Source organism: Sphingobacterium siyangense (assembly GCF_007830445.1).
In the GTDB taxonomy this organism is placed as follows: domain Bacteria; phylum Bacteroidota; class Bacteroidia; order Sphingobacteriales; family Sphingobacteriaceae; genus Sphingobacterium; species Sphingobacterium siyangense.
The window spans coordinates 1-25,426 of the sequence record NZ_VLKR01000052.1; the positions used below are offsets into that span (position 1 = coordinate 1).

Sequence of the window (25,426 nt, forward strand, 5' to 3'; positions counted from 1 at the left end):
GAAAACAGCGATGTCACGATGTCGAACCAGTCTTTGGAAACATAAAACAGAACCACGGGTTCCGAAGATTTATGCTCCGCGGTAAGGAAAAAGTGTCCATAGAATGGGGTTTATTGGCTATAGCGCAAAATCTAAGGAAAAAAGCAGCTTAAAAAGCTACTTTTTGTTCTTTTTCTTCCCAAATGAACAGTTCTGTGAAATAATCAACAAACAACTCACAAATCTATCGCATAGCCATATTTAATAAAAAAGCTGCCTCAATAAATTTGAGACAGCTTCTTATTTTTTACTTTACTTGATCGATTAATTTATGTAATTCCATCTTGGGAATCATGCCGCTTTGTCGCCATACCTGTTGGCCATTTTTGAACAACACGAAAGTAGGCACGCCACTTACCTTATAAATCGAAGCAATTTTTGGATTCTTATCCACGTCAATCTTAATGATAGACAAATCATCTTGATAAAATTCCTTTACATCCTGTAAAATCGGCGCCATAGTCTGGCAGGGACCGCACCACGTCGCAAAAAAATCCACCAAAACCAGCGAATTTGATTGAATAATCTGGTCAAAAGTAGCCATTATTGATTCTCCTTTACTTCTTCTTGCAATGCCTTATACCCACCTTGGATATTGCATATATGTTTAAATCCTTTAGCACTCAAAATAGATATAGCCACTGCACTCCTATAACCTGATTGACAGTGTACATACAGCTGTTGATTGTCTTTTTTAAGCGTAGAACCAAAATTAACGAAATCTGTTAGTGGAATATTCATTGCATTGTCAATATGTCCATTACCAAATTCTTTATCTGTTCTTACATCCACAATATGACCTTGATCTGATCTTTTCCTGAATTCTCCTGCACTGATATTACGCAACGAGACTACATCTTCACTAGCTTTCCAAGTTTCAATGCCGCCTTCCAAAACCCCAATGATATGGGTATAACCCAACTTTAATAAATGATGATAAACCGTATCTTGACTATCTATATCTGTAATCAATAAAAGCTTTTGGGCTTTATTGGGAAACACTTGCGCCAAAAAGTGATCAAAAGGACCTTTAAAGCCTATATTTATAGATTTAGGTACAAATCCTTGTAGGAATATATCGCCAGGTCGCGTATCAAGAACTTGGATAGCTGTTTCACGACGCAATTTCTTAAATTCTTTGAACGTTAATCGTGGTAAATCTGAAGCGGGTTGCGACATCTCGACCCGATGACTCTTCGATTCTGCATGCAATTGCATTTGACCATTAAACAGTGCTAAACAAACCCCACATAATTTGATAAAAACTCTACGCATATATTTTACTATTTAAAAGGAATAAGCAGCTTTTCCAATTCCTCAATTTTACCATTGTATATATTTAAGTCCACATTGCCCTGAATCCCTCTGACAGTACCTTTTTCAGAAAATTGCCAAAAAGCCCAATGGTCTTTGGGGTTCTCAACCCAAAAGTTATAATTTGCAATCCACAACGTATAAGCTGCAAATTCCTTTTCCAAAAAGTCACTATAAAACTTATCTCCGGAGTAAAGAATGGGTTTTACTTTGTAGTGGGCTTCGACTTCTTCAAGCCAACGTTTTAGCCCGACTTTCAAGCTATCCATCGATTGTTGTTTTGGATGCTCCTCAATATCCAAGACCGGCGGAAGATCGCCAGACTGTAGTTTAACCTTCCGAATAAAATTCTTCGCTTGCTTGACCGAGTTCTCATTGGGTCTAAAATAATGGTAGGCGCCTCTCAAAACTGCCCTATTTTCCGTTTTACTCCAATTTCGACTAAACTTATCATCAATTCCTTTTTCACCCATTGTCGCCCTGATAAACACAAAATCTATCGGAAAATGATCATTGATTGTGCTTACCTTTTGCCAATCTATTTCTTCCTGATAGGTAGACACGTCTATGCCAAACACCTTATCATCGTGCTTGCTCATAATCTCAATATTACGAATATCATATTTAGCTTCCTTCGTCAGAGACTTGTCTTTGGAGGTAGCCACGCGAAAATAGTATATAATTCCAGCCCGATAATGCCACACAACAAGACAGAGGAAAAGCACCAGCATTCCTGCTATCATCCAAATCCACTTTGTTCCACTAACTTGACTTCCTTTTGTACTTGTTTTCTTTCTTTTTGATCGCTGTTGTGCCATAGCACGATGAAGTTACGGCAATAGCAATTAACTCGCAAAATTTTCGCAACAATTTATATTTTTGTGTATGATCGTATACAACCCCAAAGACTGGCTTTCGGCAACTTTCAAATTGCATAAATCAGATACCTTCAAAAAGTTACTGCCATTTCTTGTTTTGATAGCGTTTTATTCCTGGATGATTGCCTTTCTTGAATTGGAATACCTCAAACTAAATGAAAAGAGCTGGGTCAAAAACATTACCATTGTCCACAACCTACTCGGTTTTGTTATATCGCTTTTACTGGTATTCCGAACAAACACGGCCTATGACCGCTGGTGGGAAGCCCGAAAACAATGGGGTACATTGACCAATGTTAGTAGAGCATTTTCGTACAAACTAAATGCCATGCTGGATGTAGATGACAAAGTGAATCGTAGTTTTTTCAGAAAGGCAATCCCCCTATTCGCAGAGACACTATACGATTTTTTAAGATCGGATTACACCAAGTTTATGCTCGACGAAAACGAACACCCTGAGTTAAAGGCTTTGGACAGTAAAAAACATGGTCCGAACCAAGTTTCCACCATGATCTTCCACAAAATCAATGATCTATATAAAGAAGGAACTATAAGTGGTGATCAGCTTATTATCCTTAATGAGGAAATTATTACCATGACACATGTTTGTGGAGCTTGTGAGCGTATTAAAAACACCCCAATACCATTAGCATATAGTGCATTTATCAAGAAGTTCATTATATTCTATACCATGACCCTTCCAGTAGGTTACGTTTTTTCCATCGGTTACTTTGTTGTGATTGCTGTACCATTCATCTTATATGTTTTAGCATCTCTTGAATTAATTGGTGAGTCCATTGAAGAGCCATTTGGTATCGACCAGGACGATTTACCGATCGACAAAATTGCGGCCAACATCAGGAAACACTGCCATGAGATTATCCCTGCATAGACTTTTTTAAAAACAATCTAACTCATTTTCAAACGCTAAGACTAGCTATAGAAAATAAGTTTTGTAAATCTATTCGAAATTTCTACTTTTGTCGCGGAGAGTTGGCAGAGTGGTCGAATGCGGCGGTCTTGAAAACCGTTAACTGTCACAGGTTCGGGGGTTCGAATCCCTCACTCTCCGCATCGAGTAAAACATTTAATATCAAAACCCTATAAATAGCAGTATTTATAGGGTTTTTGCTTTTATAAGCCTTCCAGCATATTTCAGATTTCCTATTTCGTGCGAGACCCCAGCGAGACCCTAAAAATTGGTCTTCAAGGGTCTCGCTCAAATGTACAGGTTTGCACCTATACACACCTTGCTATCAGATGAACATCTTGACAGCAACGCAAGTAAGGAATAAATTGAATAATGAAATAAAGCACCACCACCATGAAAGCAAATCTCACCCTCCACATCTATGCCCGGGCGGCAAAAGCCAATGCCGCAGGCCTACATCCCTTGTATGTCCGGATAACTATCGATGGCAAAAGAACTGAGTTTTCCTCCAAGAAATTTATCAATCCTAAGCAATGGGATCCAAAAATGATGAAAATGAAAGGCAGCAGCGAGGAAGCCCGTACAATAAACAGCTACCTTGAAACCATTAAAAGCAAAGTCAATCAAACCCAGATCATTCTCGAGTATCAGGAAGAGCCAATCACACTAGAAAAATTCATGAGTGCCTACCTCGGAAAGAAGTCAGAAAAGGAAAGGACACTGATTCCCATATTTCAGGACCACAACAAAAGAGTAAAATCCCTCATCGGTGTAGAGTATTCCGCAGGCACATACGAACGCTATCAAGTATCACTCAAGCATACCCAGGACTTTATACAACACCAATATGGTATCCAAGATATTGCACTCCATAAAATCAATCATATCTTTATTGCAGATTACGATTTCTATTTGCGCACCGAAAGAAATTGCAGCAACAATACCACCGTCAAGTACATCAAAAACTTCAAGAAAATAATCCGCATCTGTATTGCCAACGGCTGGATAAGCCAAGATCCTTTCCTACATTATAAAATCAAACTACAGGAAGTCGAACGCGAAGTGCTCACCCAAGAAGAGTTACAACAACTGATGGACAAAACATTCAGCATTGAACGATTAGAACTCGTCAGAGATATTTTTCTCTTCTCCTGTTATACCGGCTTAGCCTATATTGACGTTAAGCAACTCACCGAAGCCAATTTGGTAAAGGGGATCGATGGTCAATTATGGATTAGCACACACCGGCAAAAAACCGATACTCCTTCTAAAATACCCCTATTAGATACCGCTCAATATATTATTAACAAATATGCAGATCACCCAAAAAGCGGAAATGAAAACACCCTAATTCCGATACTCAGCAATCAGAAAATGAATGCCTATCTCAAAGAAATAGCTGACATCTGTGGAATTGAAAAAGAACTCACCTACCATTGTGCACGGCATACATTTGCCACAACGGTCACGCTTTCCAATGGAGTACCCATTGAAACTGTATCCAAAATGCTCGGACACAAAAGTATCCGTACCACACAGCATTACGCGAAAATCACTGATCGAAAAGTAGCAAACGATATGCAAAATCTAAAGACAATACTACAAGGTGAGATGAAACAAACCAACTCTGACAAGAAAATTGGATAGCCATCAAAGTTCTTTTGATAACAGAACGAGCGAATATCTTTTATATCTTATTCAGATATAAAATCACCATTGAAACTAAACTATGCATAAAACTCTACTAACAATCAACGAAGAAATCAAACATTATGTTGCAACCATCGAACAAGTGAATGCGCACGATTATTCTAAAATCACCGAACTGGCGATTAGGTATATTTCCGATCGGCTGCAGGTCGTCAAAGATAGGTTCGAGCAGAACAACAGCATTACACCCGATGAAGAAATATTCTATTTCAAGAATATCAAATGCCATTTATTGGCATTGATCCAATACTATACACTCGTGCAAAAGATCGAACTGAAAAAGCCTCCGCTGCGTAAGAAAAAGTTAAAGCACTATTATCTCAATACACTCTATAAAATCAAAAAGAAACTACGGAAAGAGCAGTTCTTTTATAACTACTATAAGGCCAATCTGAGTCAACTTGACAATCAGTTTTTTCGACGGATCGACCACGATCTTTTCATGTCGGCAGGTTCTTTTATTCTGGATATCGACCAACGCAACAATACACCTACTGTACATATATTCGCCAAGATGGAAGCATTTGAAATGCTGCGGCACTACCTCAAGAAAAAGATTAAAGGTTATGGTGCGGGAAGCAAAAAGAAATCACAAGCAGTACTGCCAGCTTCCGTATTAAGATGGACCATATCCAAAACCGATTTGATCGAACTGATATATGCGCTGCACGCTTCAGGAACGTTCAACAATGGCAAAGCCGATATCAAGGAGATTGCCGAATATTTTCAGCAGGTATTTAATGTGGAGCTCGGTCAATATAACCGCGTGTTCTATGATATCCGGGCGCGCAAGATCAACAAAACCAAACTCTTGGATAGCCTCAAAGAGAATCTAATCAAGCGAATTAAAGAAACTGACAATGAATTGTTTATGTAATAATTTTTCACAACTTGTTAACAAGTTGTGAAAAATAGTCTTGTTTAATATGGAATTTTGCTGTTCACCAATTTATAAATATCATGGCAGTAGAAATTATTACCAAAGAAGATCTCATGAAGTTTAAGTATGAGTTGCTCAGTGAGCTCCAAACGCTATTATCCAACAAAATGCAACAACCAAAAAAATGGTTAAAGACCAGAGAAGTGACCAAGATGCTGCAGATATCACCCGGTACACTGCAGAACTACCGCATCAACGGAACTATTCCGTTCAAGAAGTTCGGGAACACCATTTACTACTCCCTTGCAGAAATTGAAAAACTGTTGGAGGAAGGTGACAACAAACACAATTAGTTTCTTTTACATCAAATTTTAAAGCATGAACTACATCAAACAACTGACACACTTTTTCAATAAGGCGCAGGCTGACTCGGATTTTTCCGCCACGCACCTCAGTCTTTTCATGGCGCTCTTCCAATTATGGAACCAAGCACGATTTGCCAAACAGATACAGATCATCCGGGACGACGCTATGCGTCTGGGAAAGATCAACTCCAAAGCGACTTATCACAAAGCAATGGCTTATCTGCATAAGCAGGGATATATAGATTATCGTCCGTCTTACAATCCATACAAAGGAAGTACGATCACTTTTTTTCCAGAACAGCCGCCTCGGAGCCTACCAAATGCTGAACCTGTTCAAATCCTGTCCACAAGACCAATAAACGAGCCATATAATAAACTATATAGTACTAGTATTATCATGGATAATACTAGTGATCTATCGATAGATCAAAAGAGTGAAAAAAATAAAAAAACAGCGAGTTCAAATCAAGGTGTGCTGCTGTTTCCGAAAAAAGAAAAAGGTTCCGCGCAAAAAGAAATAGCAATCCCACCACTTCCGGAACAAGTAGAAGGATTTTTCTTGGCCAGTCAATCCACTGTCCAGGAAGCCCACCGGTTCATAAATCACTATACGGCCAATGGCTGGCTCGTTGGTGGAAAGAGTCCTATGAAGGACTGGAAAGCTTCGGCCAAGAATTGGATCAGTAACAGTATAAATTTTACCAAATCTGCAAATTATGGAAAGTCAAACCGTGCGCAACAACTCCACACCAGCACCCGAAAGAATTATTTCGAGCCACTATGATTACGGTAAGGTTTTCCAGTTTATTGATCAGAAGGGTAAGGAATTGTATGGAAGTCGGTTCGTCTTATGTAAGGGTGATCAAAGTGTTTTGCTTCAACTGGCGGCTTATTTTCTCCGTGACGAAGAATTATGTAAGAAACAAAAAGTAGATCTGGACAAAGGTATTATGCTGACCGGGCCCATTGGATGTGGCAAAACGACGCTAATGAATCTGATGCGTTATTTGACGGGAAATGAGAATCGCTATATCATGAAGAGCACACGTGATGTTACGTTTGAGTTTATACAGGACGGTTATGAGGTTATCCACCGCTACAGCCGTGGAAAGCTGTACAACGTCGAATACAAAAACTTCTGTTTTGATGACCTGGGTACGGAAAACAATATCAAGTATTTTGGTAACGAATGCAATGTCATGGCCGAGGTACTTTTGTCACGTTACGATCTGTTTGTTTCAAAGAAACTGGTTACGCATATTACGACCAATCTCTCAGCTACTGAGCTCGAGCAGACTTATGGCAATCGTCTGCGTTCGCGGCTTCGGGAAATGGTGAATTTGATCGGTTTTGATAAGGAGGTGACCGATAAGAGGAAATAGTATCAGTTCGGCAGACCATCTGCCGAACTGATGTTTGGTGTATCGCTACATGCTTTTTCGTAATGGGATATCATCTTTGAGCAGCTGTCAATTAGAAGTGATTCTATTTCCTTACTTTTGGTCAACAAACATTCTAGATCCTCCATACTAATCTCGTAATAATTCTCATACCTCACCGAAAGATAAGAATCATTTAAAAGCTCCAGTATGTACATATCATATTCTTGCTCCGGATCGAAAATCGTTCTTAATTCTGGTAAATACGGCAGCAATAATTGGTGATGATTACGGAGATGATGCGATATCTTTTCTCTTCCTAGAAAGACAATTTCTGTCATTCTGTACAGTAGCTCAAAAGTTTGATGAAGCATAAACGCGCATAATTGTATATGCCTCTTTTTAAGATAAAATGTAGCTCCATCTCGGAATGATTTTATTTTGGAACATTCCATTTCAAAACTGGTGGATGCCTTTTGCAGATATAGATGTATATCCGGAATCTTACTCATGACCGGAGCCGATTTCGGGTTTATATAAACCAGATTATCAAAATGGCATCTTTCAATGAAGGCTCCGCCACCACGGAAGATACTCCGCCGTACCTCGTCCACGTAATATATTTGGTATCGCAGGTAGCTGAATTGACACATAACCATACCGACCATAGGTCTTACTTCGGTGATATGTTGTCGGTTAATTTTTGGAATGAGGACAAGCAGCTCTTTAATGGATTTATCTTGAAAATTGTAGCTCGAGAAGTACAGTTGGTCGATCTCTGCCAGTGACAAAAGACGATCTGTAATCAGATTCAAGTGCATGAATTCTTTGCTTTCAAAATGTACCATTATCTTTCAATTAGGTAAACTCTTTCCGGGTATTTCGCTTTCTGAATAAGATAGGCAGCTTCCACGAGCATAATCAGGTCTTTCTTAAACGTTTTGATTTCATCATCACAAAACGGGTTATATGCATCATATCCCAATGCAGCATATAAACACTGGTACAATACGTGACGGCAATCATTTAAGTTTCGAGCCTTAAAAAACTGTTGAAGATAATTCTCTGGCTTATCCTTTAAATCTTTAAGGCGAAACGGGTAATTTTCTCCGACATCCCGGGCTCTTTTTGTCGAGAAATAATTATTGTAGCTGTTCCATTCTTTCGGGTAGTTCGGTCCTAATTCTTTGATAACCCAGCAACACTCGATCATAAGTCCAACTCTTCTGTAAAAATCGATAAGGTCCGCAGGCACGCCTTCCCACATTATAGCCACGTTCATGGCAGCGGCAATCCAAGTGTTTATTTTTTTCTTTTGTACGATTAGCGAATCATAGTGAAATAGACCATATATTTCATTGTATGGGTTATAAGCATAATCCATGGTAGAGAAGACAGGATAATTATCTTTGTTGAACCACGGACATAAATCCTGAAAATTCAGACATTCGTCTTGCATAATGCTTATCCAACAACATTCTATGAGCTTCTGCAGTTGAACGTAATCTTGATATGTCTCATAAGCCGAAGCTATCCGATCATCCACTATATTATTTTGCTTGTCAATCGCATAAGACACCCACTTCGCGATCAGGCATTTCCAGTCGGTGATGGATCGGAGGTTAAAAAGGTTCTCGAAGACAATAGACTGTGCGTAGATCTCATCCTGATTGAGGTAATTCAGATTACCTACATATCGTTCTCTTCTATCTTTTATCCATGCAGAATGCTGTAGTGCGGGATAATGGCAGTCTATCGTATAATCCGTAAACAGGGGCATATCCTGCGCAACCCCTGGTGAGGGCCCATACTTTGCAGATCTTTCCAGTCGCTCGAAATGTTCCAGCCACGCCCAGTCCAATAGACTATAGATGTCATCCGCCAAGTCGTTCAATTTCCGACCCATGGGCGTAGGTAGGGCTTCATTACCTATCACGGATGCGTAAAATAAGCATAGGAACTCCCGGTGATTGTCGGTGTTTTCTAGGAAGTCAATATTAAATTTGACTCTACAGGCTACCTTTTCCATCGTGTGGAGCACATGCCCCTGTTTGAAAGTTTTCTCTTGTGACATTATATATGTATTTTGTATGCTAGATAAATCAGTTGTGTTAAAAGGTCAATCTCCTTCTGTGGCTGTACATATCTTTTATAGCTTCTTTCAAAAGTGCGTGATGTTATCAGCAGATTACTTACAAATCGGGTAATTCTACCGGGCGACCACTTTTTAAACCTGTCCATATTTTTTTTCGTATCGGTGGTGCGATTGTTGACTTCATTTCGATTTATCACATGGACTGCTGCATGTGTGACCTGTAGTACGTTCTCATAACTTTCAAATATCTTATGGGTGTTATATCCGTTCCAGTCGTGATGAAATCGATGTGCGTAGCAAATATTTGCTAAATGCTGCAGACTGACATGCGTAGCATTTTTCTTGACGTATTCGCCTAGCCAATGAATAAAGTCGTCCGACTGACTCGTACACCAATTGTTGTGTTCTCGATGTATCTTATGGTCTAAGTGGTACCCAAATCGGTCTAAAAGGAGAAAGAGTCCTTCTAATAGCTTGCTGAGTTTTGAAAAGCCGACAAAATCAGCTAGTGAGTGTGAGTCAAAATATAATCCGTATGACGAATCTACGATTGTTTTGCGCATATCTTCCAGACAGCTTTTCTTCCAACTACAGAGTGATGCATAGTTGAAAAAATCGTGAATGGCTTTTGACGGGTTTGATATTTCTGATCCATTTAAAAAAGAGATAAAGTCCTCATTTTGTATGCGCGTTAAATAATCCTTTGAGAATTGGTCTGGGCCGAATGTTTTTTTCGTTGGGAGAGACTTCTGCAATACCCACGCACTGTCTACAATCCGCTCTATTTCTATTGTAAATCGATAAAATGTTGGTCGTAGCTCATTAGCAGGAGTAGAAATATCCGTTAAGGTATATTTGATCGCCTGCCACAGGTACCGTTTAGCTTGGGGTAGTGAGTACGTTTGGAAAAATTGATTGATCATAGCTAAAGGGTCGCTCATTTCGGCACTGGTCAATGTACTGGGATAGTCATCATTGTAGAACCAGACATTTTTTTGCTGTAAATTCATCATAAGATTAGATTATGCGAAGTTGTCCCCAGTTTTTTTTCACCTTAATTTTCAGATGCATTAAATAGCAAACCTTTATTAATAACTCTAATTCATCTATTTTGCATAACACAAAATGGATTGGTGAGTTGATTCCGCAGATTTTTCGTTCAACCATTTCATCTATTGTACATTTATACGCTGTCATTTTCCAATCCATCTGAAATAATTGTGCAAACAGTTCTTGTAACTTAATTGGCTTGTTTGGGGATATTAGATGCAGTTGATCCTGAATGTATAAATTTAGCTCTTCGGCGTCTACATCTGCATCTATTACGTTAGTCCATTCTTGTGGTAAAAATTGACATTGAATATTCATCCACGTAACTTGGATAAGGATTTTTAATTCTACACCCAAATCAAATAACTTTCGATTAGGCAATTTTTTAGATTGATTTTCCGGCTCAGGCTCATAAAGAAACTGTAAGTGTTTTATATAATCGGCGGCAGTCTTCTCTTTAAACAAATCTTCTAACCAGAAATATGGATTGTATGTATCAAGAATGTCGTAATCCATGTGCATTAGTGCTTTTGGTCCTGAAAACAAATGCGTTGTGGGATACTTAATCGCTTGTATAAGAAAGTCTGAGCGACTGAATAAATATAGAGCTTCAATTAGCTTCGAAATCAACAGCTGTGTTTGGATTGGATTTTTATCAATACGTGTGATTTCGTATAGACTACCTTGCTCTTCAACTACCCACAACCAATCATCCAATAAATTTAACCAGCTGACCACAGAGATCTCATCATAGAACTTTTGTAGCGTCCGATAGATATCGGACGCTTCTTTGACCGACAGGCTTGTTACCTCTCCGTAAAATCCACTCAGTCCATAATTTCGTTGACGGAACTCGGCCGATTGAAACTCTCGCTTTAAAAAAAATGGATTTTTAACGTAATACTCCGTCTCGAGTGCGAATCCGATACCATATCTGTTTTCCTGAAAAACTAACTCCCATCCAAAATTCACGAGGTACTTAACTTTCTCTATAAAATCTGTATAATCTTTTTGAGAGACTCTGTAACTTAATATCCTACTGGTCATTTTACCGAGTTTGTTTTTTAGTATCCACATTTTGTTTTCCCTGAAAAAGGATTCCATTTCTCGTCTATGCAACTCCAGTACATGTTGCTTATCTTCTGGCTCTTTAACGTGATATTTCGTTTCCATAAGTGAGTATAATTTCTGGTTTATTCATTATCAAATAAGGTCGCCAATTTCTGTTCGAAAGCTGTTTTCAAAATCTCAAAATATTTCTGCAGATCAGCAAAGCTTGGCAAGTATACTTCACGCTTTGTGTCTTGGTCTAATTCTTCATTATCCCATATCGGATACAGTTCTATATTTTTTTCAGGAAGACTTGCCGCTTGGGGAATAATTCGAGCTGCCATTTTCCTAAGTTTTTTATGTGATCTATTTAGGACAGGTAAATCCAATAGAAAAGGCATAGCTACCATTCTATAGAACTGGTTGATACAGGCTGATGCGATTCCATATAATAAATCTGATGATGTCTGCTCGTTATACAGCCCCTCGATTTGAGCTAGCATTGCCTTAGACTTTACGATTTGGTCTTGGAATCGATTAGTGATGATTTCTCGCACTCGTTTGAGATCATTTTGATCGAGTTCTTGTATACGATATGGACTTCCCGAAAAGACAAGAAACTTTGTTCTACAATGTGCTGTATAGTAAAAATGTTCATCTTCCGTTTCACTGTCCCACTCATCTTCAGAAAAAGTATTTATTACCACTGAAGAGATTTTCATGCATGCAACATTTAAAATTCTTTCCACCAATTTTTCATGATTGGAATCCTGTCTATGATTAAGTACCAATAAAATTTCTATTGTAGTCTTGATATCAAACCTTTCTATACTAGGATGTGGAATTAAAAACAGACGACTTGGTTCCAACAGAGCGATAATCATATCAAGAAGAGGTTTAAGCTGTGAGTACTCCCTATCAATCTGCAGTAATCCTCCAACCTTACGCATCCAGTTTTCAAATTCACCAGAATGATGTCCAGGGTGTAGATAGACGTGATTTATTGTTTTGTTATCATTATTAGTATGCTCGTTCTTATTTTGATTAAGCGTCGAAACGTTCCTTATGATAGGACCTTGATTATTCGAGAAATTTCCGTTATTTTGCATAATGTCTACTTATTGATGTAGAGCAAAGTTCCAGCAATCGAAAGGCATATCCAATCCTTGTGATGGGATAAAATATTCTGCTAAATGCATAAGTTATTCGTGATTATCCTTATATTAGTTTTGTGCAAAGCAGATATATCGCATACCTTTGTTATCGTATAAGAATATGGAAAAGACAAATCAGGTACACGAAGGCAGAAACATTAAGCGTTTCCGTGAAATGTTGGGTATTAAACAAGAAACCTTAGCGTATGAACTTGGGGAAGGTTGGACGCAGAAGAAAGTGTCACAGCTAGAATCTAAGGAGCGTGTTGAAGAAGACATATTGGAACAAGTAGCTAAAATCCTAAAAGTTAGTCCAGAATCTATTCAACGATTTAATGAGGAGTCAGCGATTAATATTATTTCCAGCACATTTCATGATAATGCTTCTGGTGTAAATTACAAATGCGAAATGACCTTTAGCCCATTGGACAAGCTTATTGATGCTTACGAGGAAAACAAAAAACTTTACGAGCGTCTTTTGGAAGCCGAAAAATCTAAAGTGGAGTATTTGGAGAGATTAATAGAAAATCGCTAAAAAGCTTTTTAGCGATTTACTAACTTATTAAATCTAAAAAATGTTACGTATCACATTATCAATTTTATTTTTCATAAGTGGTTGGTATAACTGTCACGCACAGTTAAAAGAACCTGAGTTTGTAGGTGAAGCTCTTATGTTAATTGGACAAGATTCATAAATCCAGCTAGACAAGGAAATAGGAGATTTTAGTTCCGGGCTATCATGGTCTGCTAATTCATGGAACGCTTTAAATTTAGAGGTTCAAGGTGGAAACGCGAACTCAAGAATCAAACCTATTTCAAACACCATAGAGCTGATTGTAAAGGCTACAGACAATGATACAGATCCATTGAGTATAATTAGGATTTATAAGTTTAAAGAAAAGTCAAAAAAGAGAACTGTGCTGATTAGCGAAGATAACTCTGGAACTTTGATGAAAAGTCGGACAAACTCGAAAAGTGAAGTTCGTTTCACTGGAAAAAAACATGGTGAAAAATCATACTTATTGACGTTGAGTAATATTTTGCCGGGAGAGTATGGTATAGTCGTATCAAATCCGAACGCCAGAGACGAGAAAAGAGTAGTGGTCTCATGTTTCGGCATACGTAATTAAGAGAAACTGACGTTAAATGAAGAACTTACAGATCAAGAGTATTCTCATCTAAACTTTAATTTTTCAATGTATTCTTTTAGTTCATCTGAATTTTTAATCTTTTTTAAATCGTCATTCGATAAGAATGCTCTAACTAATTTATGAGCCATTCTAAAACCTAACTTAACTTTCGGTATGTCGATGTTTGATGAGTTTCCATGAGCTATTGATGACCTAGCCTTATAAATATCTCTCATTTCTCTTGCGATTGTGAGTCTACTTGCGGCGTCATAAGCAAGAATGAAAGCGGCCGTGTCGGCAAGTTGACTTGTAATAGATGGGGTAATCATCTTATCGACCTCATATTGCAGGAGACCTTCAATAGCAAAAACAAATTGGATCAAAGATTTAGATCTATCTTTGTCACGAATACCTTTACCAAGCCATTCGATAGCAGTTAAGATACGTTTTTCCATTTTAGTCAAGCTATCGGCTGATGATATTTGCCATATCCTGTTGTTTCCGCATTCCGAACAGAGAATATGTCCGTTATTAAAATCAAAGTCAAATTTCGCTGATCGATTTAGACTCAACGTGAAATTACCACCATAAAATCCGTATCTCACAATCTTGTCATCCCTTACATAATTAAGAACCTCTACTGCAGATCTGCCCTCAAAATCACCATCTATAAATGCGATAATATTTTCAAATCTATCAATCAAAACGTCTGCATACTCGCAAGCTTTATAAAATTCTTTTGCCTTTACTTTCACCGAAAGAAATAAAAAATCGTCTTGAAAACGATTCGTATTTTCATTTTTTTGTTTGTTTTGGTGAATACGTTCAAACTTCTCCTGGAAGTGTTTGCTTTTTTCTCTAACTGGCTGTGGGTCTAAGCTATAATTGTAAATTTTATATGTGCCCAATTCTAACGAAGCGGATGTAAGCTTTGCTCCATATAGTTCATACAATAATTCAAATTCCTGAGTAGGTAACTCTTTGATTTCTTTGATAATATCGTCATATTGGTTTTGGCTAAACGGCACAGAATTCGAATGCGTCAACTTAACAACTTCCCCAATTCTCTTTTTGAAGTACTTGAATGAAATATCTTTATTAATAAAGTTGTTACCCCGATACAAATCCAATAAAATATCCTCGTTCCATGATAAAGCATGGTCACTAATAGTGACGATTTTAGCTACTAAGTCTTCGATATTTTGCGAACTACTCATTTCAAAACAATCCTTTCAATGCCCTTATCATACCTATACTTCAGAATCTCCCCAGAAACAAATAAATCCACAGCCTCCTCAATCACATCCAGCGGAGCCACAAACCACTCTCTAGGCCGCGTTCTCACGCCAATCTTATCTGCCACCTCCAAATCCAAGCACACCTCAGCAAAAAAAGTATGCATTAGCTGTTCGAATTTATAAGCATCAAGATTATAACATGTAACCTTCGAAATCAAATGAACATCAGCCATTAGGTAGGTAGCCTCATCCTTCGCATTTTTAATACGATCCTCCACACTATTCCGTGCAACCCCAATCTTGTATAGGTTCTTAATCCCTCGAATCACCGGATCGGTAGACTTAGAGCGCAGCACATAAATAAAACCAGACTCCTGGTCACTCTCATTCACCAAATTTGCATTCTTCTGCAAAGTCACATTATTAGACTTATTCGAATGCGAAATAGTTGACCCCTCATCATAAAGCATTTTTTCAACTGATCGCAGATACATATTAGACTCTGTACCATTCTCAAAAATACAACGCGTACGGCCGTCAAACCTTACGCGAGTACCATCTTCCTTATAATGATCTGCGCGTGTAACCTCAATACTTTCCAACAAGAAAATAACACCCTTATGTATATAAAAAGTACCCGCTTGAAGAGTACCCGCTTTAAAGTCTACATACTTACGATCACCAGACCCCAATTCCACATGTACCGCCTTAAACAAAGGTTCGTATCGATCAAAATCTTTACAACGTTTCCTACGCGCTACAAAATCCGTTTTCTCCCTTTCCTTATCCACTTGGGGCAGATTCGAAGTATCAAATATCTGCAGCTGTTCCTCATCAGTACCACCCAGCAGATTAAACGGATCAGCATTCAACAAGTCATCAAAAGATGTAACCTCCATCGTTGCAAAATCAACTTCCGCTGCGGCAGCATCCGCTACATCTTCAGCTACAAACTCCGTGTCAAGCACATCTTCAACCGGCAATATGCCCAACGAATCAAAAGCGCTCAGAACCGAAAATTTTGAACGATCCTCCATCAGACCCTTCAAACGAGCTGCCAGCATACGCTCTTTAAAACCATTCCCACGTTCCGGAATCCTTCCATGTTCTTCGACAAAGTCAATAACCTCTTGAAACGATTGAACCAAGCGTTCCTCTTCAGTAATCCGGCGAACCGTGGGCTTTACTTCTAATAAGTTAAACTCATCATCAGCAAAAATATCATCAAAACTTAAATAAACTTTCTTATCCATTCTGACCCACAGATTTCCGTTTCTTATCTCGAATAAATAACAATACCTCCGCGTACCGCTGCTCCTTCAGGTCAGCAGCGTGCACATCTGGCTCACGTCCCTGTTCTTTCACGAAAGCCAAGATAGACGGCCAAGTCAGCAAAGCCTCTTCCTCTGTAATTTTAATCTTCGAAGCTAGCAATACATCGTGAATAGCTTTCAATACAGGAACAGTAACCGATTTAGACATAATTTCAAAAGCACGCTGAAACGGATTTATCGTATCGATCAAGTCAATCGAGATATCCTCAATATTAATAAACTGATTCGCTAACGTTATAAACTTCTGATCACCCACCTCCGAAATAGTTCCCGTCTTAATCGCCGAATCCGTAACCACATATTGACGCACAGCTTCCAGTTCATCCTCTGGTAGATCCGGGTAACGCATCTTAATCACTTTTGGTATCAGCACTTTGTTAATCACCTCAGCATCTATACTACTCGACAAAGCCTTCGTTATATCCTTATCTTGCAATATCGCAGCCTTCAAATCGTTTATATCCTCCTCAACAATATCCTTTACCCGCTTAGAAACAATACCTTTAAATCCCTTTATCTTGATTGTGCCAGGTTCCTCCAATTCATTTTCATTCCGCTTCGGTTTAAAATTAAAATTCGGAGCCAACACCTGTTCCATCAAGAGCGAAGCCGTAATAGCCTTTAACATATTATTCACAGCGATTACCACATCGTCATTCTTTGCATCCGGCATGGCCAATAGATTGGTAAACTGAGCATGGCTCTTGTTCGTACTATCTCGAGTAGCCCGACCAATAATTTGCACAATCTCTGTCAACGACCCTCGGTAGCCAACTGTCAAAGCGTGCTCACAATAAGGCCAATCAAATCCTTCCTTCGCCATTCCCAATGCGATGATCAAATCCATATCATCTTCCGATGGGATATTTCGTAAAAAATCTAAGGTTTTATCTCTTCGGATTTTATCATCATCGTCTACCAGGTCTGCTACTTTCAATAACTTCCCATCATCGTACCTACGGACCGTGATAATCCCAGTTTCAGGATCCACACGATCTACATTACCGATCATATCCAGTATTCTGTCAACCTCCGTTTTTTTACCTTCCTTTGTTGACTCACCCGAGTTCACATTCGGAATATGAAGAATAGTTTTTTTATCCGTGTCTAACACCTCATTTATCGCGGTATAATACTTACCTTGATAGAAATGATAGCCAATCCCTAAAGATTTCAGGTGCTTATAACCATTCAGCTGCTGATAATAATTATAGGTCACCTTAGCAAACTTCGCCTCATCTTCAGGAGCTAATATCGGTATAGAATCTCCTCTAAAGTAAGACCCCGTCATCGCCACAAGATGTACAGAAGAATTACCTATAAGATTGTGCAGTACCGACCCCAAGATATTACTTCCATCTGCAGATACATGATGAAATTCATCAATAGCCAACAAGCAGTCATTAAAATCCGAATCTTCCAATGTTTCATAAGCAAATCGTAATGTGGCATGCGTACAGATCAGAATCTGCTCATCACCACGCATAAAATTTACGAAAGCATCTACCTTACTTTTACTGCCATCAGAACCAGGCATGCATAAATTATACATTTCATTAGGTTCCCAATTCGCAAAAAAACCATGACTCATCAAATCCGTCCGAGCAAACGAACTACCAATAGAACGTTCCGGTACCGCGACGATGACTTTTTTCACACCTTGGTTCACCAACTTATCTAGCGCGATAAACATCAATGCGCGCGATTTTCCGGACGCTGGCGGAGCCTTAATCAATAACAATTGATTATTACGGGCCTGAAATGCCTTTCGTTGCATTTCCCGCATCCCCATAGTATCCGATACCGTAGATGATCCTGTTTGTCCGTATGTTACCTGAATAATATTTTCCATTCTTTTATAATTGGTCTATTATTCACAGAGGGGCATCAATGTCCCTCTGTGAATCAAGCATGCTAAAGCAATGCATTAAATATCTTTAATTTCAACGATTCCGAATAATCACTTTCATAAACTATGGAATCGATAATTTCGTGCAGTAAATCCCGATCAATTTTATTATCTGCCACATGAACAGCTATATTCTCCATTTGAACCATAAATTGACCAACTTTATAATCTAATCCATTTATCTCCAAAAAATAAGCTGTCAGCGCGATACTGGCTCGCTTATTACCATCCTGAAAACAATGATTTTTATTTATAGAGTAAAACAAATGACAGGCCTTATCGATAAAACTTTCATAATAAAAATCATTCTGCAAATGTTCCAAAGTACTCGCCAGTAATCCCTCATTAATAATCCCATGCATGCCACCTGATTTATCAATGATATCATCGTGTACACGAATGGCATGTGCTACATCAAAATATTGCGTCCCCATTCGTTAACGATCTTTTAAACGTTTGAAAACCTCAATATTTTCGTCAATCTGTTCCTGAAGACTTTTACTCTGTTCACCCAAAAACGTTTGATAATCATTAGGTGAAATACTATCAATGTAGCTTTCCAGCTTCTTATGTACTACGTCACGAAAACCATAATCACGCGAAGCCATCTTTACTCGCGCATCTTCCAACTGAGGCTCCCAATGGCGGCGGTTTACAAATCGATGGATCAAGGCATCTAGTTCAGTAGGTTCTAACTGTCGCCCCAGTCGATCATATTCCTCTTTCATCTCATCTGCTATACCGATCTCAAATGAGGCGATGAGCTTCAACACCTCAGCATACATCGTCTCTCGAGCATTGTCTTTTTCATCAAGCTGCAGCAGCTCTTTATATTCGCTAGCCTTTTCCTTGAAAATAGATTGATAGATAGTGTCCGTGTAGAGTCTATACTTCGCGTTACCCATATTCAGATAACGGCTTAATGCACTCGTGAACTCTTTGCGATATTTCGGTTCTTTGACAATGGCCAGCAAATACTCATCATCCCGTTGATTGATGTACTTAACAGATCCACCCAGTTTTTGATTCACCAGGTCCAATACCACATCCAGGATAGCACTTCGAATGGACCTAGCTCGCTCACTATCCACAAGGATCATAGCCAAATTCAGAAAAGCACGGAAATTAAACACCGCTAAGGCTTTTAATCTATTAAGCTTCTGCTTATCAGTTTGCTCTGTTGACAGAGGGACATCAGTGTCCCTCTGTGATTCTTGATCTATATCTTTGTAGATTAAAGGACCAAATAATTCTTTGAACTCCTTCAGCTTTGCTCCGCGCAATACACAATAGCCATTATGTTCCAATTCTTGCAAATGGTTCTCTACATAACGTTTAATCGTCCGATCAGAAACATCAAAGAACTCGGCCAACTGCGCGGTAGTGAATCGATACTGCCCATCGTAAAGCATACCCCTGATACCCAAAAACTCCTGAATACTATCCAGCGCCTCCGGATTGTTCAATATATTCTGCCTATCAACAGGCGATGTAGTCAAGTCTGCTGCCATATCTTATTTCTTTTTTTCTGCCGCAATCATTTTCTCATACAATTTAAACAAATGCTCCAACCTTTCCTCATCAGAATCAAACGGTTTCGCACGATAGCAAGATTCTACAGCAAGGTCATTCAACCGATGCGCCTCACGCAAATCATCCGGCATCTTATCCGGATCATAAAGCTGCGCCAATGTCTTCTCTGGATACCGTTCTCTTGTCTCCAAGATCTGATACGCACATTCTTCCAGTTCTTTTTCTTTCTCTTTACTGATTTTCGGGAATGGGAAGGTGTTGTAACTGAGAACAGATGAATAACGATAATCATTTTTTAAATATCCAGATACAGATTTGACCCAACATAAATGAATTTTTGATGAAATTATACTTAATAAATATTCATCACAATTATAAATGACCTGGCAAGAATCTCCAATTATAAACTCTTTTGAAATAATTCCAGCAGGAATATACTCTCTTCTATTCGAACCAACTCTAGGAACTAAACAAGAGTAAGTTATAGTTTCAGAACGATCTCTAAACTGATGAGCCCTTTCAGCAAGCTTCTTAGTCCCAGAATCGATACTATTTTCCCTCATAGAATATGTGGACTCAATCCGTTCATTAATCCACTTAATCGATTTCACATTCGCTAACTGATCATTATTTAGCCAAATACAATATCTATAAGTATTTGACATAAATTCAGCAGCCCCAACTAATTTCCTTAAATATTGACGTCCCTCATCAATGTCTCTAACCTTTTCTTGATTAAGAATCAAATTTCCTCCATCAAAGGGTGCATTACCTAATATCATTTTAGGTAGTCCGCAAATTGATTGTGAGCTTCTGTTAACAATAATATTTTTCGAGTTGACTAAATATGAGTTTATATTTGAAACTTTAACTTTAGTCTGCTTATAAAATAAAAAGCAATCAATCATTGGATCACCAGTCAATCCAATTATAGAGCATATCACTGCAGCTTTACCCTTTGCATTATTATTCCAAGGAAATGATGGATATGCAAAACAAATTTTGACATCATTTATTAAAATTCTAGGCCATAACAATTCAACTTGTTCACCTTGACATATCGAGTTTGTAGTAACAAAAGCTGCTTTAAACTTACTATTTACAATATATTGATAAGCGTTGTAAAACCAACAGGCTATATAATCCAATTTTATCTTTCTACCAAATATATCGTGTATATCTTTCTTTTGTTCATGATCCTGCATACTAAAACCTAAGTAAGGCGGATTCCCTAAGATATAAATCTCATCACCTTCTTCTTTCGGACAAACTTCTTCCCACTCAATACGGCAAGCATTAGCACGAACGATTTTACCCGAATCTTTTAGAGGGAGAGCAGGCCTAGAGTGCCCAAACTCTTTTCTAAAAGTCTGGTTCATCTGGTGCTCTGCCAACCACAACGACAATCGAGCGATCTCATGGGCAAAATCATCGATCTCAATCCCAAAGAAGTTATTTAAACTGATCAAAGAGTTGAAGGAGACAAAATCCAAAGTGCCAGACCCCTTGTTTCCCTTCAATTCTGTCAAATCGTTTAATATCTGAATCTCTAACTCGCGAAGCTTTTTATAAGCAATGATCAAAAAGTTACCTGAGCCACAAGCAGGGTCAAATATTTTTATTTTGGATATCCGTTGTATCAACGCATTTAATTGCTTTACATTTCCCTTTGCTTTTTGGTACTCCTCCTCCAGCTCGTTCAAAAACAAAGGGTTGATAACCTTCATAATATTCGGAACCGAAGTATAGTGCATACCCAATCCGCCACGTTTATCCGTTGTGACTACAGCTTGGATCATAGATCCAAAGATGTCTGGATTAATAGCAGACCAATCCAACTGCCCACATTCCAGAATTAAGTTTCGCGATTTAACCGACAACATCGGAATAGGATACACTTCACGAAAGAGCCCTCCATTTACATATGGAAATTTATGTAAGTATTGTTTTTCATCAGTACGTTCAGCATTATCTGTATTTAAAATCAAGAAAAGATCCTGAAGATATTCCTGCGTATCACTAGCATCAGCTTTAGTATTTCCTGTAATCGCCGCTGTAAATAACTTATCTTCAAAAATACCAGTATCCTCCGCAAAGTAACAGAACAACAATCGAGATAAAAACGCGTTCAATTGGTGAACTTCGTCCTCAGTAGAAAACTGATTATCTAAGTTAATCTGATCATAAAGCTTAGCCATCTTCTCAGCAGCCTTAACGTCAGCAGGATTTTCCGATAAAAACTGAGCCTTTTCAATACCAGCAAACGGTAAGAAAAAATCAAAGTGTTTATCTAAATCCAATACCTTACAATCCAAAGTATCCTGCGTAACCAAATCCACAGCCAACAAAGTCTCTAAGTCCGTCACGATTAGAAAACGAGGTTGCGACTTTTTTAACCCCGAATCCTCGCGTAAGCCCTGAATCAACTCCAAAAGATTAGCCTCAACAGCAACCTGCCTATAAAGAAGTTTCTTCTTCCAAACAAGCTCGCCGTCAACTTCACCAAGATTTATCTTACCTGACTGAAGACGCGCAATGGTGGCCTTTGGCGTACCAAACGCCAACAAAAAATCATATATAAAATTATCTGGATCAACAGAAGCAAGCAGCTTCTTAATATTATCCTCAATCTGAGCAATCGTCATATGTTAGAATATATATTTCTCTACAAAAACTCCCAATAAAAATATTATTATCCCTCTAACAAGATTTAAAATCCAATTATTTGCAATAATCTCTTTTATTCCAGAAATGGATACTCCATAAATTATCCTTTGGCTCACCTTAACCTTCAAGCAATTACTATCAGTTTTCTCTAAAATGCTTTCAATAATACTAATCTTGTTAAGGGTAGATTTATGAAGAGCAAGGTAGTTTTTATTTTCAAAAGCTTCTGCCTCTTTTTTACCACTCAAAGCATCTCTGCAGGAAATACCGTTTCTTGCAGACAAGCTAAGTAGCTTGCCATTTTCACCATGATCTTCATAATCATAAGTATATAGTTTAGATAGTATTCGTGGTAGATCAAATCTATTTTCTATGTCAATCTCTAGAGGGGCTCCACCAAGTATGCGAAATCTATTTGAAATTGCTTCAAAACCAAAATTAGTATCACGCATATTCCAATGAATCCAATTAAATTTAAGTCTTTCTTTAGCAAATTTGTAGAATTCATCAAGCATGTCAAATTCTAACTTATCGTACTCCTCATTAGATAAATTATTAAAATCCAATCTGTTAATTTGAGCCTGTAGATGAATAGAAAAAGATATAGTTTGTCCGGATTGTAAATTCCGTATTGAAATAGATGTTATACGGGGGCTTCTCCCATGCAAGTTTAGAAAAGACTCACACGAGTAATGTATAATTAAAGTCTTTTCCTTTTTCTCCAAAGATTTTTCTAAATCTTTCAATCCTTCATTACGTTGTTTTAATCTCTTAGATTGTAAAAAACTCATAGATATACTAAATACTATTCAAAACCAATTCTAAAGACTCTTTTTTATATGACTCGTTATCAACTACATTAAGCACCTTATCCGCCAGCCACAAGATCAACAGTTCCCGCTCGGAAATCTGGAAAATATTCGCAAGTTTTGTGAGGTCCTCTTTCCTGAAAAAGCGGTCGCCACGTTCCATCTTGCTTAGTAAAGCTGTATCGATATCCAGCTGAGCAGCAAGCTGCCTGATCAGGATATTGTTCGTTTCACGCAGTTCCCGGATCTTTTCTCCAATCATGATTTATTGTTTGAAATTTGACTTGACAATTATTGGCTAATATAAGGGTTTTTGCCTATATTTAAAACAAATTTGAAGGTGTATATAGATAAGAATCTAAATTATGGAAGCATTAAAATATGAGAACTTGGCAAGATCACTATTCCAGACCGGAAGAGGAGATGACCCATTAGGAGTTTTAGCAGAGGCATCACAATGGGACGACTTACTATCGAAAACATTCTCGCCAAGAAATCAAGCTATGGTTTGGTGCTTATTGTGCCGGTTGAGAAATGCTTATTTAGACGGTAATACTGATCAAAGAAAAAAATTTTTAAAGACCTATAAGCAAGAAGAAAAAATATGGAATGCTAAATCAAATGATGAACTGATCAAAGTTTTGGAATGGACAAATTCGATTGTTGAAGAATTGCAAATATCAGAATTTCCGCACATCTCTTACGTAGCAACGAATATACAATAACCTTAGCAGCTATGTTATTCGAAAGTTTATTAACAAGTATAGATGCAGAATTGTCACCAGCTTTTGATCAGGCTTTTAATCTTTGTTTAAAGAATCAAACACATAAAAGCGATCTACTCTTACTTATCGAATCTGCCTCATTAGTGAAAGAACCGGAAAATGGCAACATTTCTGAGATCAATAAGATTTATTATACACTTGGTGAAGGATGGTCTGGTCATTGCCAATCCACACTTCATCAATTTATTGGCGATTATGTAAAGGGAAATCTCCTAAATTCACATGTCGAATATGACAGTTATCTTTCTGCTTTGAAAGGAAACTATCCAAGACTTGATGAGTTGGAAAGGCAAGAAGCTTCGATTATACAAGTTGAAATGTTGATCTACCTAAAGATTTGGGAAGGTGAATTATTTTTAAAACAATGGTATCAACTGTCATTATTGTTGTCTAGTCAAGATTATGATTGGGATTTTGATATTGGATTTGATCGTCGAAATGAAAAAGATGGAGTATTAACTCGAAGTACTGTTCATAAAAAAGTTTCAAAAAATTTGAGATTATCTAACCCCGTGCTTCACAGATATTTTAACACAACATTTGTAAGTCAGCTAAGAAATGCAATTGCACATTCACAATACGCCATGTTTGGTCGTAAAATTCATCTGACAAATTTTAGAAAAAACGGTAAAGGTTACGATCGATCTCACATTGATTTCGAGGAATGGAACGAATTATTCGCAAAAACTGTGTCTTTATTCACTCGATTGGGAATATTCGTTAATAAAGCTCGGGATTTTTATTTTCAAGAATCTAGAGAAACTAGGATGAAAAGAGAAATACGAGTAAGCCGCAGGTTTCCATCTTATTCTTCTTTACTTACGGTAGCATATACCAGATGGAATTGCAACTTAAAAGTGGAGACTTTTTATGCTGCTAATTTCTGTTTTGATCGGTAGAACATTTCCATTTCATTTGGCGTTCTATATCCAATTGCAGAATGTATCCTTTTGGCGTGGTAAAATCCTTCAATGTACCTGAAGACCTCTAGCTTTGCAAGCTCCCTATTAGGAAATTTATGCTGGTATATGCATTCTGTTTTCAGTGTTTTGAAAAAGCTTTCAGCTACAGCGTTATCCCAGCAGTTACCTTTACGGCTCATGCTCTGTTTTATACCGTTTTTATTTAGCATAAGCTTAAACTCATCACATGCATATTGAATCCCCCTGTCGGAAT

The 25,426-nt window shown here is 38.0% G+C and carries 27 protein-coding genes and 1 tRNA gene; 11 read left to right on the forward strand and 17 right to left on the reverse strand.

Features of this window, described 5'->3' with window-relative positions; genetic code table 11:
* Positions 1-152 (forward strand): transposase (locus tag IQ31_RS26045; protein ID WP_145331178.1); only part of this gene is annotated, 152 nt, incomplete at its 5' end.
* Positions 153-286: 134 nt separating this feature from the next.
* Here IQ31_RS26045 and trxA read toward each other — a convergent pair.
* From trxA to IQ31_RS26060, 3 genes are read right to left on the reverse strand one after another with little or no spacing between them, the layout of a single operon-like run.
* Positions 287-583: a thioredoxin gene (trxA, locus tag IQ31_RS26050; protein WP_075994036.1), complete on the reverse strand. Its 297-nt coding sequence runs from the start codon at positions 581-583 to the stop codon at positions 287-289.
* The gene (locus IQ31_RS26055; protein WP_145331180.1) at positions 583-1,314 is read right to left on the reverse strand and encodes a rhodanese-like domain-containing protein; all 732 of its coding nucleotides are present in this window, start codon (positions 1,312-1,314) and stop codon (positions 583-585) included. Before IQ31_RS26055 ends, trxA begins: the two co-directional genes overlap by 1 nt.
* Before the next feature lie 8 nt (positions 1,315-1,322).
* Entirely contained in the window at positions 1,323-2,171 is an 849-nt protein-coding gene (locus tag IQ31_RS26060; protein ID WP_145331182.1) for a glycoside hydrolase family 25 protein, read from the reverse strand.
* 67 nt (positions 2,172-2,238) lie between these two features.
* Between IQ31_RS26060 and IQ31_RS26065 the strand changes: the two genes are divergently transcribed.
* The 7 genes from IQ31_RS26065 to IQ31_RS26095 all read left to right on the forward strand — a co-directional run bounded on the left by IQ31_RS26065 (position 2,239) and on the right by IQ31_RS26095 (position 7,499).
* A complete protein-coding gene (locus IQ31_RS26065; RefSeq protein ID WP_145331184.1) occupies positions 2,239-3,123 on the forward strand; it encodes a bestrophin family protein in 885 nt (294 codons plus the stop codon).
* Positions 3,124-3,218: 95 nt separating this feature from the next.
* Positions 3,219-3,303, forward strand: a tRNA-Ser gene (locus tag IQ31_RS26070).
* Positions 3,304-3,555: 252 nt separating this feature from the next.
* Entirely contained in the window at positions 3,556-4,809 is a 1,254-nt protein-coding gene (locus IQ31_RS26075) for a site-specific integrase (RefSeq protein ID WP_145331186.1), read from the forward strand.
* An 82-nt stretch (positions 4,810-4,891) separates the two neighbouring features.
* Entirely contained in the window at positions 4,892-5,749 is an 858-nt protein-coding gene (locus tag IQ31_RS26080) for an RteC domain-containing protein (protein ID WP_145331187.1), read from the forward strand.
* An 83-nt stretch (positions 5,750-5,832) separates the two neighbouring features.
* Positions 5,833-6,105, forward strand: a complete 273-nt coding sequence (locus IQ31_RS26085) for a helix-turn-helix domain-containing protein (protein WP_145331189.1) — start codon at positions 5,833-5,835, stop codon at positions 6,103-6,105.
* 25 nt (positions 6,106-6,130) lie between these two features.
* The gene (locus IQ31_RS26090) at positions 6,131-6,901 is read left to right on the forward strand and encodes a transcriptional regulator (RefSeq protein WP_145331191.1); all 771 of its coding nucleotides are present in this window, start codon (positions 6,131-6,133) and stop codon (positions 6,899-6,901) included.
* The gene (locus tag IQ31_RS26095) at positions 6,834-7,499 is read left to right on the forward strand and encodes an AAA family ATPase (RefSeq protein ID WP_145331194.1); all 666 of its coding nucleotides are present in this window, start codon (positions 6,834-6,836) and stop codon (positions 7,497-7,499) included. Before IQ31_RS26090 ends, IQ31_RS26095 begins: the two co-directional genes overlap by 68 nt.
* Positions 7,500-7,501: 2 nt before the next feature.
* On the opposite strand, the gene IQ31_RS26100 is transcribed toward IQ31_RS26095, so the two are convergent.
* The 5 genes from IQ31_RS26100 to IQ31_RS26120 are packed head-to-tail and all read right to left on the reverse strand — an operon-like array spanning position 7,502 to position 12,800.
* Entirely contained in the window at positions 7,502-8,344 is an 843-nt protein-coding gene (locus IQ31_RS26100; protein ID WP_145331196.1) for a HEPN domain-containing protein, read from the reverse strand.
* A complete protein-coding gene (locus IQ31_RS26105; protein ID WP_145331198.1) occupies positions 8,344-9,570 on the reverse strand; it encodes a hypothetical protein in 1,227 nt (408 codons plus the stop codon). Before IQ31_RS26105 ends, IQ31_RS26100 begins: the two co-directional genes overlap by 1 nt.
* On the reverse strand, positions 9,570-10,604 hold the full coding sequence (locus IQ31_RS26110) for a hypothetical protein (protein WP_145331200.1): 1,035 nt from the start codon (positions 10,602-10,604) through the stop codon (positions 9,570-9,572). Before IQ31_RS26110 ends, IQ31_RS26105 begins: the two co-directional genes overlap by 1 nt.
* 4 nt (positions 10,605-10,608) lie before the next feature.
* Complete coding sequence (locus IQ31_RS26115) at positions 10,609-11,814, reverse strand: hypothetical protein (RefSeq protein WP_145331202.1); 1,206 nt, start codon at positions 11,812-11,814, stop codon at positions 10,609-10,611.
* 20 nt (positions 11,815-11,834) lie between these two features.
* On the reverse strand, positions 11,835-12,800 hold the full coding sequence (locus tag IQ31_RS26120) for a hypothetical protein (protein ID WP_145331204.1): 966 nt from the start codon (positions 12,798-12,800) through the stop codon (positions 11,835-11,837).
* A gap of 166 nt (positions 12,801-12,966) precedes the next feature.
* On the opposite strand from IQ31_RS26120, the gene IQ31_RS26125 reads away from it, so the two are divergent.
* Positions 12,967-13,380: a helix-turn-helix domain-containing protein gene (locus IQ31_RS26125; protein WP_145331206.1), complete on the forward strand. Its 414-nt coding sequence runs from the start codon at positions 12,967-12,969 to the stop codon at positions 13,378-13,380.
* A 639-nt stretch (positions 13,381-14,019) separates the two neighbouring features.
* Here the strand turns inward: IQ31_RS26125 and IQ31_RS26130 are convergent.
* The 8 genes from IQ31_RS26130 to IQ31_RS26165 all read right to left on the reverse strand — a co-directional run bounded on the left by IQ31_RS26130 (position 14,020) and on the right by IQ31_RS26165 (position 23,727).
* Entirely contained in the window at positions 14,020-15,192 is a 1,173-nt protein-coding gene (locus tag IQ31_RS26130; RefSeq protein WP_145331208.1) for a HEPN domain-containing protein, read from the reverse strand.
* Positions 15,189-16,466, reverse strand: coding sequence for a GIY-YIG nuclease family protein (locus IQ31_RS26135; protein WP_145331210.1), 1,278 nt, complete (start codon positions 16,464-16,466; stop codon positions 15,189-15,191). The genes IQ31_RS26130 and IQ31_RS26135 overlap by 4 nt, the downstream gene beginning before the upstream one ends.
* A complete protein-coding gene (locus IQ31_RS26140) occupies positions 16,459-18,399 on the reverse strand; it encodes a DEAD/DEAH box helicase (protein WP_145331212.1) in 1,941 nt (646 codons plus the stop codon). Before IQ31_RS26140 ends, IQ31_RS26135 begins: the two co-directional genes overlap by 8 nt.
* A gap of 62 nt (positions 18,400-18,461) precedes the next feature.
* On the reverse strand, positions 18,462-18,890 hold the full coding sequence (locus tag IQ31_RS26145; protein ID WP_145331214.1) for a type II toxin-antitoxin system death-on-curing family toxin: 429 nt from the start codon (positions 18,888-18,890) through the stop codon (positions 18,462-18,464).
* A 3-nt stretch (positions 18,891-18,893) separates the two neighbouring features.
* Entirely contained in the window at positions 18,894-19,967 is a 1,074-nt protein-coding gene (locus IQ31_RS26150; protein ID WP_145331216.1) for a DNA-binding protein, read from the reverse strand.
* 3 nt (positions 19,968-19,970) lie between these two features.
* A complete protein-coding gene (locus IQ31_RS26155; protein WP_145331218.1) occupies positions 19,971-22,634 on the reverse strand; it encodes a class I SAM-dependent DNA methyltransferase in 2,664 nt (887 codons plus the stop codon).
* A 3-nt stretch (positions 22,635-22,637) separates the two neighbouring features.
* Positions 22,638-23,447, reverse strand: a complete 810-nt coding sequence (locus tag IQ31_RS26160) for a hypothetical protein (protein WP_145331220.1) — start codon at positions 23,445-23,447, stop codon at positions 22,638-22,640.
* Positions 23,448-23,454: 7 nt separating this feature from the next.
* The gene (locus IQ31_RS26165) at positions 23,455-23,727 is read right to left on the reverse strand and encodes a helix-turn-helix domain-containing protein (RefSeq protein ID WP_208734391.1); all 273 of its coding nucleotides are present in this window, start codon (positions 23,725-23,727) and stop codon (positions 23,455-23,457) included.
* A 103-nt stretch (positions 23,728-23,830) separates the two neighbouring features.
* Here IQ31_RS26165 and IQ31_RS26170 point away from each other — a divergent pair, with 103 nt between their 5' ends.
* Both IQ31_RS26170 and IQ31_RS26175 read left to right on the forward strand, forming a co-directional pair.
* Positions 23,831-24,190 (forward strand): hypothetical protein, encoded by a 360-nt coding sequence (locus IQ31_RS26170; RefSeq protein WP_145331224.1) that lies wholly within the window; start codon positions 23,831-23,833, stop codon positions 24,188-24,190.
* A gap of 11 nt (positions 24,191-24,201) precedes the next feature.
* A complete protein-coding gene (locus IQ31_RS26175; RefSeq protein ID WP_145331226.1) occupies positions 24,202-25,149 on the forward strand; it encodes a hypothetical protein in 948 nt (315 codons plus the stop codon).
* Here the strand turns inward: IQ31_RS26175 and IQ31_RS26180 are convergent.
* Positions 25,119-25,426, reverse strand: a 308-nt coding sequence (locus tag IQ31_RS26180; RefSeq protein WP_145331228.1) for an integrase core domain-containing protein, incomplete at its 5' end; no start/stop codon positions are given. The two genes, IQ31_RS26175 and IQ31_RS26180, sit on opposite strands and share 31 nt — an antisense overlap.

What these genes read in the sequence shown, in the direction of transcription:
- IQ31_RS26160 (WP_145331220.1), bottom strand. Translation starts at nt 23,447, where the DNA reads ATGAGTTTTTTACAATCTAAGAGATTAAAACAACGTAATGAAGGATTG.
- IQ31_RS26060 (WP_145331182.1), bottom strand. Translation starts at nt 2,171, where the DNA reads ATGGCACAACAGCGATCAAAAAGAAAGAAAACAAGTACAAAAGGAAGT.
- IQ31_RS26105 (WP_145331198.1), bottom strand. Translation starts at nt 9,570, where the DNA reads ATGTCACAAGAGAAAACTTTCAAACAGGGGCATGTGCTCCACACGATG.
- IQ31_RS26150 (WP_145331216.1), bottom strand. Translation starts at nt 19,967, where the DNA reads ATGGCAGCAGACTTGACTACATCGCCTGTTGATAGGCAGAATATATTG.
- IQ31_RS26145 (WP_145331214.1), bottom strand. Translation starts at nt 18,890, where the DNA reads ATGGGGACGCAATATTTTGATGTAGCACATGCCATTCGTGTACACGAT.
- IQ31_RS26090 (WP_145331191.1), top strand. Translation starts at nt 6,131, where the DNA reads ATGAACTACATCAAACAACTGACACACTTTTTCAATAAGGCGCAGGCT.
- IQ31_RS26175 (WP_145331226.1), top strand. Translation starts at nt 24,202, where the DNA reads ATGTTATTCGAAAGTTTATTAACAAGTATAGATGCAGAATTGTCACCA.
- IQ31_RS26120 (WP_145331204.1), bottom strand. Translation starts at nt 12,800, where the DNA reads ATGCAAAATAACGGAAATTTCTCGAATAATCAAGGTCCTATCATAAGG.
- IQ31_RS26075 (WP_145331186.1), top strand. Translation starts at nt 3,556, where the DNA reads ATGAAAGCAAATCTCACCCTCCACATCTATGCCCGGGCGGCAAAAGCC.
- trxA (WP_075994036.1), bottom strand. Translation starts at nt 583, where the DNA reads ATGGCTACTTTTGACCAGATTATTCAATCAAATTCGCTGGTTTTGGTG.
- IQ31_RS26085 (WP_145331189.1), top strand. Translation starts at nt 5,833, where the DNA reads ATGGCAGTAGAAATTATTACCAAAGAAGATCTCATGAAGTTTAAGTAT.
- IQ31_RS26170 (WP_145331224.1), top strand. Translation starts at nt 23,831, where the DNA reads ATGGAAGCATTAAAATATGAGAACTTGGCAAGATCACTATTCCAGACC.
- IQ31_RS26065 (WP_145331184.1), top strand. Translation starts at nt 2,239, where the DNA reads ATGATCGTATACAACCCCAAAGACTGGCTTTCGGCAACTTTCAAATTG.
- IQ31_RS26055 (WP_145331180.1), bottom strand. Translation starts at nt 1,314, where the DNA reads ATGCGTAGAGTTTTTATCAAATTATGTGGGGTTTGTTTAGCACTGTTT.
- IQ31_RS26125 (WP_145331206.1), top strand. Translation starts at nt 12,967, where the DNA reads ATGGAAAAGACAAATCAGGTACACGAAGGCAGAAACATTAAGCGTTTC.
- IQ31_RS26095 (WP_145331194.1), top strand. Translation starts at nt 6,834, where the DNA reads ATGGAAAGTCAAACCGTGCGCAACAACTCCACACCAGCACCCGAAAGA.
- IQ31_RS26135 (WP_145331210.1), bottom strand. Translation starts at nt 16,466, where the DNA reads ATGGATAAGAAAGTTTATTTAAGTTTTGATGATATTTTTGCTGATGAT.
- IQ31_RS26115 (WP_145331202.1), bottom strand. Translation starts at nt 11,814, where the DNA reads ATGGAAACGAAATATCACGTTAAAGAGCCAGAAGATAAGCAACATGTA.
- IQ31_RS26165 (WP_208734391.1), bottom strand. Translation starts at nt 23,727, where the DNA reads ATGATTGGAGAAAAGATCCGGGAACTGCGTGAAACGAACAATATCCTG.
- IQ31_RS26080 (WP_145331187.1), top strand. Translation starts at nt 4,892, where the DNA reads ATGCATAAAACTCTACTAACAATCAACGAAGAAATCAAACATTATGTT.
- IQ31_RS26100 (WP_145331196.1), bottom strand. Translation starts at nt 8,344, where the DNA reads ATGGTACATTTTGAAAGCAAAGAATTCATGCACTTGAATCTGATTACA.
- IQ31_RS26140 (WP_145331212.1), bottom strand. Translation starts at nt 18,399, where the DNA reads ATGGAAAATATTATTCAGGTAACATACGGACAAACAGGATCATCTACG.
- IQ31_RS26130 (WP_145331208.1), bottom strand. Translation starts at nt 15,192, where the DNA reads ATGAGTAGTTCGCAAAATATCGAAGACTTAGTAGCTAAAATCGTCACT.
- IQ31_RS26110 (WP_145331200.1), bottom strand. Translation starts at nt 10,604, where the DNA reads ATGATGAATTTACAGCAAAAAAATGTCTGGTTCTACAATGATGACTAT.
- IQ31_RS26155 (WP_145331218.1), bottom strand. Translation starts at nt 22,634, where the DNA reads ATGACGATTGCTCAGATTGAGGATAATATTAAGAAGCTGCTTGCTTCT.